Origin of the sequence: Micromonospora parastrephiae (assembly GCF_016802865.1) — a bacterium.
In the GTDB taxonomy this organism is placed as follows: domain Bacteria; phylum Actinomycetota; class Actinomycetes; order Mycobacteriales; family Micromonosporaceae; genus Micromonospora; species Micromonospora parastrephiae.
The window spans coordinates 1-10,161 of sequence record NZ_JAEVHM010000191.1; the positions used below are offsets into that span (position 1 = coordinate 1).

Annotated in this window: 9 protein-coding genes; 4 read left to right on the forward strand and 5 right to left on the reverse strand. The window is 73.8% G+C overall.

Features of this window, described 5'->3' with window-relative positions; genetic code table 11:
• The 3 genes from JNW91_RS26060 to JNW91_RS26070 all read left to right on the forward strand — a co-directional run.
• Positions 1-307 (forward strand): cupredoxin domain-containing protein (locus tag JNW91_RS26060; RefSeq protein WP_238425723.1); only part of this gene is annotated, 307 nt, incomplete at its 5' end.
• Between the two features lie 5 nt (positions 308-312).
• Positions 313-1,653: a hypothetical protein gene (locus tag JNW91_RS26065; RefSeq protein ID WP_203178005.1), complete on the forward strand. Its 1,341-nt coding sequence runs from the start codon at positions 313-315 to the stop codon at positions 1,651-1,653.
• 137 nt (positions 1,654-1,790) lie between these two features.
• On the forward strand, positions 1,791-2,519 hold the full coding sequence (locus tag JNW91_RS26070) for a nucleotidyltransferase domain-containing protein (RefSeq protein WP_238425724.1): 729 nt from the start codon (positions 1,791-1,793) through the stop codon (positions 2,517-2,519).
• On the opposite strand, the gene JNW91_RS26075 is transcribed toward JNW91_RS26070, so the two are convergent.
• From JNW91_RS26075 to JNW91_RS26090, 4 genes are all read right to left on the reverse strand, one after another.
• Positions 2,476-2,754, reverse strand: coding sequence for a hypothetical protein (locus tag JNW91_RS26075; protein WP_309244490.1), 279 nt, complete (start codon positions 2,752-2,754; stop codon positions 2,476-2,478). The genes JNW91_RS26070 and JNW91_RS26075 overlap by 44 nt on opposite strands.
• A complete protein-coding gene (locus JNW91_RS26080) occupies positions 2,673-3,869 on the reverse strand; it encodes a dihydrolipoyl dehydrogenase family protein (protein WP_203178006.1) in 1,197 nt (398 codons plus the stop codon). The genes JNW91_RS26075 and JNW91_RS26080 overlap by 82 nt, the downstream gene beginning before the upstream one ends.
• Positions 3,870-4,179: 310 nt before the next feature.
• Entirely contained in the window at positions 4,180-5,919 is a 1,740-nt protein-coding gene (locus JNW91_RS26085) for a coiled-coil domain-containing protein (protein ID WP_203178008.1), read from the reverse strand.
• Between the two features lie 236 nt (positions 5,920-6,155).
• On the reverse strand, positions 6,156-7,766 hold the full coding sequence (locus JNW91_RS26090) for an FAD-dependent oxidoreductase (RefSeq protein WP_238425725.1): 1,611 nt from the start codon (positions 7,764-7,766) through the stop codon (positions 6,156-6,158).
• 38 nt (positions 7,767-7,804) lie between these two features.
• Between JNW91_RS26090 and JNW91_RS26095 the strand changes: the two genes are divergently transcribed.
• Positions 7,805-8,404, forward strand: a complete 600-nt coding sequence (locus JNW91_RS26095; RefSeq protein ID WP_203178010.1) for a helix-turn-helix domain-containing protein — start codon at positions 7,805-7,807, stop codon at positions 8,402-8,404.
• 32 nt (positions 8,405-8,436) lie between these two features.
• Here JNW91_RS26095 and JNW91_RS26100 read toward each other — a convergent pair.
• Positions 8,437-10,161, reverse strand: a 1,725-nt coding sequence (locus tag JNW91_RS26100) for a sulfatase-like hydrolase/transferase (protein ID WP_407664386.1), incomplete at its 5' end; no start/stop codon positions are given.

The window sequence follows — 10,161 nt, forward strand, 5'->3', positions numbered from 1 at the left end:
CCCGCGGAGAGCCCCACCCCGGCGCACCGCCAGCACCCCGGCCGTGGACCGGGAGATCGCTGTGACGATCACGAAGCGGCGGATCGACCCGCCGACCGGCCGGGTCACGGTGGGTAAGGGCCAGTTGGTGCGGATCACCGTCACCTCCGACGTCCCCGACGAGCTGCACGTGCACGGCTACGACCTGGGCGCCCGCCTGCCGGCCGGCACACCCGGCTCGGTGGAGTTCCGCGCCGACAAGACCGGGCTGTTCGAGGCGGAGACGCACGAGACCGAGCTGGTGCTGTTCCAGCTCGTCGTCCGCTGAGCGGTATGACCGCCGCTCCCACGCTGCTGGCGCACGGCGTCGGCGGCCGGCAGGATCTGCCGATCACGCTGCCGCAGCTCGTCGTCGCCGCCGCGCTGACCCTCGTCGTCACCTTCCTCGCGCTGGGCCTGCTCTGGCGCGAGCCACGACTCGACCGGGACGCGGCCGGTGCCCGCCCGGTGCCCCGGTGGCTGGCCGGCCTCGTCGACGCGCCCGCTCTCCGGTGGGCGCTGCGCGGGCTCGGCCTGCTCGCCGCCGCCTGGTTCTGCCTGGGCCTGCTGGCCGGTCCGGACACCGCGGACAACCCGACGGCCGGCGCGCTCTACGTGCTGCTCTGGGTCGGGCTGGCGCCCGTGTCGCTGCTGCTCGGTCCGGTCTGGCGGGCCGTCAACCCGCTGCGGACCCTGCACCTGCTCGCCGCGCTCGCGGCGCGGCGCGATCCGGAGCGTGGCGTCCGGGAGCTGCCGGCCGGCGTCGGGATCTGGCCGGCTGCCGGCACCCTGTTCGGGTTCGTCTGGCTGGAACTGGTCGCACCCGACCGGGCCACCCTGCCGGTCATCACCGTCTGGCTCGCCGGGTACGCGGCGGTCATGCTGGTCGGGGCCACGCTGTTCGGCGCCGGCTGGTTCGACCGGGCCGACCCGTTCGAGACGTACAGCACGCTGATCGGTCAGCTCGCCCCGATCGGCCGGGCCACCGACGGCGAGCTGGTGTGGCGCAACCCCCTCGACGGGATCGCCGGCCTGCGACCGAGTCCCGGACTGGTCGCCGTGGTGGTCGTGCTGCTCGGTTCCACCATGTACGACAGCCTCTCCAACGCCCCCGGCTGGCTGCGCTTCACACAGGAGAACGGCCTGCCCCCGGCGATCACCGGCAGCGTGGGGCTGATCCTGGTCATCGCCGCCGTCGCCGTCGCGTACCTCGCCGCCACCGCGGCCGCGGCCCGCATCGGTCGTGCCGGACCCGCCGAGGGCCGGGGCGTGCCCGGCGAGATCGCCCACTCCATCGTGCCGATCGCGGTGGGGTACGTCGTGGCGCACTACTACTCGCTGCTGATCCTGGAAGGCCAGCGCACCGTCGCGCTGCTGTCCGACCCCCTCGGAACCGGCGCCAACTGGCTCGGCACCGCCGGCTGGCAACCACACACCGGGCTGGTCACCCCCTCCGGCGTGGCCACCCTCCAGATCACCGTCATCATCCTCGGGCACCTGCTCGGCACCCTGCTCGCCCACGACCGTGCCCTGTACCTGTTCCCCCGGGCCAGGGCGGTGGCCGGTCAGTTGCCGCTGCTGGCGTTGATGGTCGCCTACACGGTCGCCGGCCTGCTGCTGCTGTACGCCGGGTAGGGCCGGCTCCGGGCCGCTGCCCTTCGCACGCCACGATGGGGGCGTGAACCCCGATCTTCAGCGCTATCTCGGCGACTGCTCGCGACGCCCGGGACGTACTCGGCGACGACCTGGTCGGCGCGTACGCGGCCGGCTCGGTGGGGCTCGGCGCGTACCAGGCCGGCCGCAGCGACATCGACGTGGCGCTGGTCTGCGCCGGCCCGCTGACCGAGGCGGCCAAGCGGGCGCTGGTGGCGCGGCTGCGGCACGAGGCGCTGCCCTGCCCGGCGCGCGGCTTGGAACTGGTCGCCTACCGACGCGCGGTGGCCGCCTCCGGGACCCCGGAGCCCGGCTTCGAGGTCGAGCTGAACACCGGGGCCACGATGCCGTTCCGATGCACCCTCGACCCCGCCGACCGGCCCGCCGGCGACGGCCGGTTCTGGTACGGGCTGGACCGCAGCATCCTGCACCAGAGCGGGCTGCCGCTGCTCGGACCGCCGGCGGGGGAGGTCTTCGCCGACCTGGCCCCGGCCGACCTGCGCCGCCTGCTGATCGAGGCGCTGTCCTGGTGGCTCGCGCTACCGACCCCGCCGGACGAACGGCCCGCACCCGGCGCGAGGACGCCGTCCTCGGCGCCTGCCGCTCCCTGGTGCGTCACCGCGACGGCGTCTGGCTGTCGAAGATCGCCGCCGGGCAGCGGGTGGTCGACGCCGGCGACCCGTCGGAGGTGGTTCGTCAGGCGATCGCCGCGCGACACGGTGGACCGCCGCCGACGGGCGGTCAGGCGCGTGCCTTCCAGCAGCGGGTGCGCGACGAGATCGCCGGTGAGTGAGCCGCCCTCCGTCACCGCACCGGGCGGGCCTGGAGCGAGGCGAAGAGCAGGTTGAGACCCTCGGTCATGGTCGGGTGGGTGATGACCGCGTCCCGTAGGGCGGTCCACGGCATCCCGGCGAGCATGGCCAGCTGCACCGAGGTGATCACCTCCCCGGCCTCGGCGCCGAGCAGTGCCGCGCCGAGGATCTTGTCGGTGCCGGCGTCGATCACCGCCTTCCACATGCCCTCGGTCTGCCGCAGGGTTCGCGCCCGGGGGATCGCGGCGACGGGCAGGCGCGCGACCTGGATGTCGTACCCGGCGCGCGCGCCTCGGTCTCGGTGAGCCCGACCCGCGCCAGTTCCGGGGTGGTGAAGACGGTGTACGGAATCAGCCGCCCGGCGGTGCTCCGACGCTCGCCCGCGAGGTTCGCCCGAATGATCCGGTAGTCGTCCAGCGAGGCGTGGGTGAATTGTGGGCTGCCGGCGACGTCCCCGGCCGACCAAGTCCGCTCGGCGGTGGTACGCAGGTACTCGTCGACCACCACGAAGCCCCGCTCGTTGAGCTGGACGCCGGCGACGTCCAGGCCGAGCCCGTCGGTGACCGGTGCCCGGCCGGCGGCCACCAGCACGTCGTCCCCGGTCACCAGGGTGCCGTCGTCCAGGGTCACCCGGGCGGTGCCGTCGGCGTCGCGGTCCACCCGGGCGACCGACACGGCGACACGTACGTCGATGCCGTCGTCGAGGAAGACCCGCATCACCGCGTCGCCCACGTCGGGATCCTCGCGGCTGAGCAACTGCGGGGCGCCCTCGATCACGGTCACCGTGCTGCCGAACGACGCGAACATCTGCGCGAACTCCACCCCCACGGTCCCGCCGCCGAGCACCACCAGCCGGGCCGGTATCCGGTCCAGGCGCAGCAGCCTGTCACTGGTCAGCACCCCGGCCTCGGCCAGTCCGGGCACCGACGGCAGGTGTGGACGGGTACCGGTGTTGATCACCACGTCGGCGCCGCGCAGCAGTCGTTCGCCGCCGTCGGCCAGCGCCACGCGCACGGTTCGGGGGCCGACGAACCGGGCCTCACCGATCACCAGGTGCAGGCCGGACTCGAGGAACTGCTGCCGGTTGGCGGCCACCATCCCCTCGACGACGTCCTGCTTGTGCGCGCGCAGCAGGTCCACATCGACCCGACCGCCCTCCACCACCAGGCCGAGCGTGGCCGCATTGCGCAGCTGGCGGGCGGCCCGAGCGCTGGTCACCAGTGCCTTGGTCGGGATGCACGCGACGTTGATGCAGCTGCCGCCGATCATGCCGCGTTCGACCATCGCCACCCGCCCGCCGGACCGGGCGACATCCATGCTCAACGTCTTGCCGGCCTTGCCGCCGCCAACGACGAGCAGGTCGAACTCCTCCGGTCGGTCGGTCACCGGGCGCTCCTCTCGGTCGCCGGAACGGGCCGGCGGGCCGCCACCGGTGCGCGGCGGCCCGCCCAGCCTGCCAGCTCCGAGGAGACCGCCGACCCGGTTCCGCGCAGAATCCGCCCGGGGCAACCCTGAACGCCGTCGGCCCGCGCCTACCGCTCCCACCCCGATCAAGTGATGAGAAGTAGGGTGCCAGGGCCGTTCCTGACCTACTTCTCATCACCTGGTCAGTGACGCTCGCCCGGCCGCACGTCGAGTGGTGTCCTGGGAAGACGTTGTGCGAAGTCGCTCCGGACCGGGCTGGCCGCCGTCGAGGTCAGTGCCGGACGGCGCCGTTGTCGCTGATCGGCTGTCCGAAGGGCAGGAACGGCACCGGCGTCGGCGCGTCGGTGCCGCCGTGCCGTGGGTAGGCCGGCCCGGCGTCGTCGGCGGGCGCCTGCGACGCTGGCGTACGGTCGGTGGACGCCTCCGGCTCGTCCTCGACGCCCGACCGGCTCGGCTGTTCGGCGTGGGCCTGGTCGCCGCCGGGATACCCGACGCGAGCCGGACCCTCGCTGGGCTGCTCGACGCGAACCTGGTCGTCCGCAGGCTGCTCGACATGAGACTGGTCGTCGGCAGGCTGCTCGGCGCGAGCCTGGTCCGGCGCAGACTGGTCCAGCGCAGGTTGATCGGCACCGGTCCGGTCAGCGCTGTGCCGGTCCACGATGGGCCGGTCCACGATGGGCCGGTCGAGAGCGGGCCGGTCGAGGGTGGGCCGGTCCAGGGCAGGTCGGTCGGAACGGCCACCCACCATCGGGTACTCCGCGGTCTCCGTACCGCCGGCTGCCGCGGCCATCACCGCGGCGGCGGCCAGGTCGGCCACCCGCTTCGCCTCCCTCTGCACCCGGGCACGCACCTCCTTGGCGTGCCGCTCGGCGGAGTCCCCGGCACGCCGGGCCTCGTCCAGCCGGGCGCTCTCGGCGGTGAGATCCCGGCGGACCTCGCTGAGACGCTGCTGCATGCGGGACAGCTCGTTCTCCAGCGTCTCGCCCTCCTCGCGGATCTCGGCGAGCTGCTGGCGCGCGGTGTCCAACTCGGCGTGCAGCTGTCCGGCCTCCTCCCGGCGCTCCGCGATCTCCTCCTGCAACGCGGTGAGCTGCTCCTGGTGACTCGCGGCCTGCTCGTCGGCCCGGTTGCGCAGCTCGGTCACATGCTGCTGCGCCTCAGCCAGCAGCGCGGCGATCTGTTGCTCGGTGGCGCTGCGCTGCTCGGCCAACTCCTGCTCCGCGGCGGCCTGCTGCTCGGCGACCTCCTGCTCGGCGGCGGTCCGCCGTTCGTTGACCTCCCGCTCCATGCCGGCCTGCCACTGCGCCATCTCCTGCTGGTTCTTGGCCCGGGCCGCCTGTAGCTCCTGCTGGATCTGGGTACGGGCCGACTTCATCAACGCGTCGGCGGCCACCCGGGTCTGGTTGAGCTGCTGCGCGCTCTGCTCGGTGATCCGCTTCGCCTCGTGCTGGGCGCGCTCGTGCGCGGCCTCACCGTCGGCGCGCAACTGCTCCGCGTGCTCGCGGATTGCGGTCAACTCGGCCTCGGCCAGGTTGCGTCGCTCCTCGTATGCCTGCTCCTGCTCGGCGCGCCGGGTCGCGACCTCCTCCGCGAGGTCCTGGCGTGCCTGGGCGGCGCGTTCGCGGGTGTCGATGAGAATCCGCTCCGCCTCGGTGCGCAGCTCGTTCGCCCGGTCGGTGGCCGACTCGACGATCATCGCGGCCTGCTTCTCGGCGAGAGCCATTATCTCGCCGACCATCGGCCCCAGATCCTGGAACGACGCCCGGTCCACCTGCACCGGTTGCTCCTGCAACGCGGCCAGCTCGGCACGTAGGCGCTGCACCTCGGCGGTCAGTTCACGGACCCGGACGGCCGAGCGTCCGTGCTCCTTGCTGAGCATGGTGAGCTGGCCGTCGAGCTGCTCCAGGTGCCGATCCACCTGGCGTTTGTCGTAGCCGCGCAGGGCGAGCTCGAAGCTCGGCCGCGAGGCCGCATCGTCGCGTACTGCGAGCGGCTCAGCGCCGATGGACATGCACCATCCTCCGTACGATCGGGCGCCAGGGCCGGCGGTCCGTGAGTGTGGCGCAACGCTACCGCCGAGCCCACCCCCGTGCGAAGCCCCGCCCCATCACGGACCTGCGCCACCGCCCCCCACCCGGTCATCATGGACTTGTGGTGCCGGGAAGATAGGGATCCGCGAGCTTTGTCACCCACCACAACTCCATGATCGACGCGGTAGGGGTGGCGCGGCGCGGGGTCGACCGGGGGTTAGCGGCGGCGGGCTACTAGGACGGTGTCGTGGAGGGTGAGGGGAGTGCCTTCGGGGTCGGTGGCGGGGCGGGGGCGGGCCTCGGCGGTCAGGACCTCCCAGCCGGACGGGTCCAGGGCGGCGGCGACGTCCTCGGCGGTGTACATCATGTCCGGCAGGTGCAGCCGGCGCGCCGACGTCCACAGGTCCGACGGGTGGTGCCCGACGATCAGCAGGGTGCCGCCCGGGGTGACCGCGGCGGCCAACCGGGCGAACAGCTCCCGCCGCTGCGCCGGAGGCAGGTGCATGAACTGCGCGGACACCAGGTCGTACGCCGATTCGGCCGGAGGCTTGTCGCGCAGGTCGGCGTGCGCGAACTCGATCCGGTCGCCGACACCGGCGGCGTCGGCGTGCTCGGCGGCACGGGCCAGCGCCGTGGCGGAGATGTCCACCGCGGTCACCCGCCAGCCCCGCTCGGCCAGCCACACCGCGTCGGCGCCCTCGCCGCTGCCCACGTCCAGCGCCCGCCCGGGGCTGAGGTCGGCGACCTCGGCGACCAACTGCGGGTTCGGCCGACCGCTCCACACGGCCGGCTTGGACCGGTAGCGCTCCTCCCACGCCGGCTCCTCGAACGCCGTGGCGATCATCCGCCGGTACGCGGTCACCGCCGCGCGGGTGTCCTCGGCGATCAGGTCGGCGTTGATCGCCGCGCCGGCGGTGAGGCCCGCCGCGGCGGACGCGATGACCTGACCACGGATGTCGGCCACGTTGCCGGCCACCCAGACGCCCGCGACGGTCGTCGCTCCGGTGGCGTCGGCCGGGATCTGGGTGCCGATGACGTGCCCGCCCATCGTCACCTCCTCCGGCGCGAGGCCCAGCCCGACCAGCAGGTCCGCGCGCGGAACCGTCCGGGTCGCGACGACGACCGCGTCGAGCGCCACCACCCGGCCGTCGGCGAGTCGTACGCCGGACAGCGCGTCCCCGGTCACCTCCACCGCGGCGACGGGTCCCGGCACCACGGCGATGCCCCGCGCGGCGAGCCGTTCGGCGGCCTCCTCGTCCGGGGCGGGGGCGTCGTGCAGCAGGAGCAGAACGTTCGAGCTCCACTGTCGCCACATCTCGGCCTGGTGCACGGCCATCGGCCCGGTCGCCAGGACCCCGATCCGCCGGTCCTGGACCTCCCAACCGTGGCAGTACGGGCAGTGCAGCACGTCACGGCCCCACCGCTGTGCCAGCCCGGGCACGTCGGGCAGTTCGTCGGCCAGTCCGGTCGCCACCAACAGCCGGCGGGCCCGCACCGCGCTCCCGTCGTCGAGCGCGAGTTGGAAGACGTCGTCGTCGCGGGTCGCGGCCTCCACCCGTCCGGTGCGGAACTGTCCGCCGTATCCGGCCACCTCGGCCCGCCCGACCCCGAGCAGCTCGCCCGGCGGCGTCCCCTCCCGCCCCAGGTAGTTGTGCACGTGGTCGGCCGGCGCGTTGCGTGGCTCACCGGAGTCGATCACCAGCACCGACCGTCGGGCCCGACTCAGCGCCAGGGCTCCGCTGAGCCCTGCGGCTCCGCCGCCCACCACCACCACGTCGTATGTCTCGTCCACCGGTCTCTCCCTCTGTCTGTCGGCTGAGCCCACCATCCGTCGCCGCCCGGCAGGTGGCAACTATCCTTGCCGTTATGGCAAACGAGGACTCCGCCGCGCTGGCGGCCGTCGGCCCCCGGTTGCGCGCCCTGCGCCACCAGCGCGGGACCACGCTGACCCAGCTCGCCGACCTGACCGGCATCTCGGTCAGCACCCTGTCCCGGCTGGAATCCGGCAGCCGCCGGCCCACCCTGGAGCTGCTGCTCCCGCTGGCCCGGGCCTACCAGGTGGCGCTGGACGAACTGGTGGACGCCCCCGCGACCGGCGATCCCCGGGTACGCCCCAGACCGATCGTCATGCACGGTGTGACGTACCTGCCGCTGACCCGCCGACCGGGCGGCGTGCAGGCGTTCAAGCAGATCTTCCCGCCGGATCCATCCGCCGGTGGGCGGATTCCGCAGGCCCACGAGGGGTACGAGTGGCTCTACGTGCTCTCCGGCCGGCTGCGCCTGCTGCTCGGTGACCGTGATCTCACGCTGACGCCGGGCGAGGTGGCCGAGTTCGACACCCGGGTCCCGCACCTCGTGTTCAACCCGGGCCCCGGCACCGCCGAGGCCCTCAGTCTCTTCGGGCCACAGGGGGAGAGGCTGCACGTCCGTGCCCGCCCCGCCACGCCCGACAACAAGGAGCGGTGATCGACACGAGATCGGTCCAGCCGGCGGGCGGATCAGCGCGGCGCGGCCATCGGCGGTGTCGACGGCCCGAAGGTGGTCAGGAACCGGTCCCGGAAGGTGTCCATCGGCCACACCGGAGCATCCGGTCCCGGCCGCAGCCCCGACTGCCAGCCCCAGCTCCCGACCCGGTCCAGCACCGCGGGATCGCGGGCGACGATGGTGATCGGCACGTCCCGGCTGGCCCCCTCGCCGGTGACCACCGGCGCGGGCTGGTGGTCGCCGAGGAAGACCAGCACCAGGTCGTCATCCCCGTAGGTCTGCACGTAGGAGATCAACGTCTCCAGGGAGTACGCGATGGCCTGCCGGTAGCCGGCCCGGGCCCGGCCGGTGTCCCGGTCGTCGGCGTCGCCGCTGTCCTCGCCCCCGGCCGCCGCGTCGTGGTAGACCGAGCCGTCGCCCACCTGGTCCCAGCCGATCATCCGGGGCACCGCCGTCCACGGGGAGTGGCTGGAGATCAGTGGGATCTCCGCCATGATCGGGCGGTCCGCGTCGGCGCGCACCGTCCGCTGGAAGAACGACAGCGTGTACTGGTCGGGCATTGGCGCGTAGCTGAACTTCGGCCCCCGGTAGCCGAGCGCCCCGGCGTCGTAGTAGCGGTCGTAGGAGAAGAAGCCCTGCTCCGGCCAGGGTTGGGTGGCCGCCGGCAGCACCCCGACGGTCTGCCAGCCGGCCCGGCGGAACGCGCCGTTGAGGGTGAGCCGGTCACTGGCCAGCAGGCTGCGGTGTCGCTGCTCGTTGTCCGTCCACAGACCGGACAGCAGGGTGTCGTGCGCCAGCCAACTGCCGCCGCCGAAGGTGGGGGAGGTGAGAAAGCCGCTGCGGGCGTCGTACCCGGCGGCGCGCAGCCGCTCGGTTCCACCGTCGAGCACCATGTTGACCTGCGGCGCCAACTCCGGGTCCTCCACGGCGTCACGACCGTAGCTCTCCACGAACGCGAGGAGGACGTCCTTGCCGCGCAGCCCGGTGAGCAGTTGTTCACCCGGGACGTCCTGGAACGGGTCGGCGGCGATCTGGGCGGTGAACTGTCCACGGTCACGCAGCCGCGCGTCCACCTGCTCGGCGTGCGCGCCGACCAGCGCGGTGGCCCCGGCGTCGGCCACCGGCACGCCCGGGACGATCCGTACCCCCGCGACGGCGCAGACCACCCAGGCGACGGTCAGCGCCGCCACCACCCTGGTCGCCGCCCGCTCGTGGTGGACCAGCAGCGCCGCCAGCCGGCGCAGCGCCACGGTCACCATCGACAACAGCACGCCGATCAGCAGCACGGCGCCGACGGCCGCGCCGACCGCGCCGGCCCGGCCGGCCGAGTCCCGGACGAAACCGAACGCGTCGTCCAGCAGCAGCCAGTCCAGCACCAGGTCGAACGGCCGGTCGAGGGCCGTGCGGAAACCCAGGTCGGCCAGCTTGATGATGGCCAGCAGGCCGAGCAGCGGCCCGACCACGGCCACCACCACCCGCCGGGGCCGCGCCGGCAGCGCCAGCAGCAGCGCGGCGACGAGCAACCCCTCCAGCGGGATGCGCAGGAACGCGCCGGGCGTCAGCTCGCCGAGCCGGTCCGGGCCGACCAGGACGGCGTACACCAGCACCACCGCCAGCACCGTGCCCACCGGACCCAGCGCCCGCCGCGCACGGCCGCGCCACGACGGCGTACACCAGCACCACCGCCAGCACCGTGCCCACCGGACCCAGCGCCCGCCGCGCACGGCCGCGCCACGCAG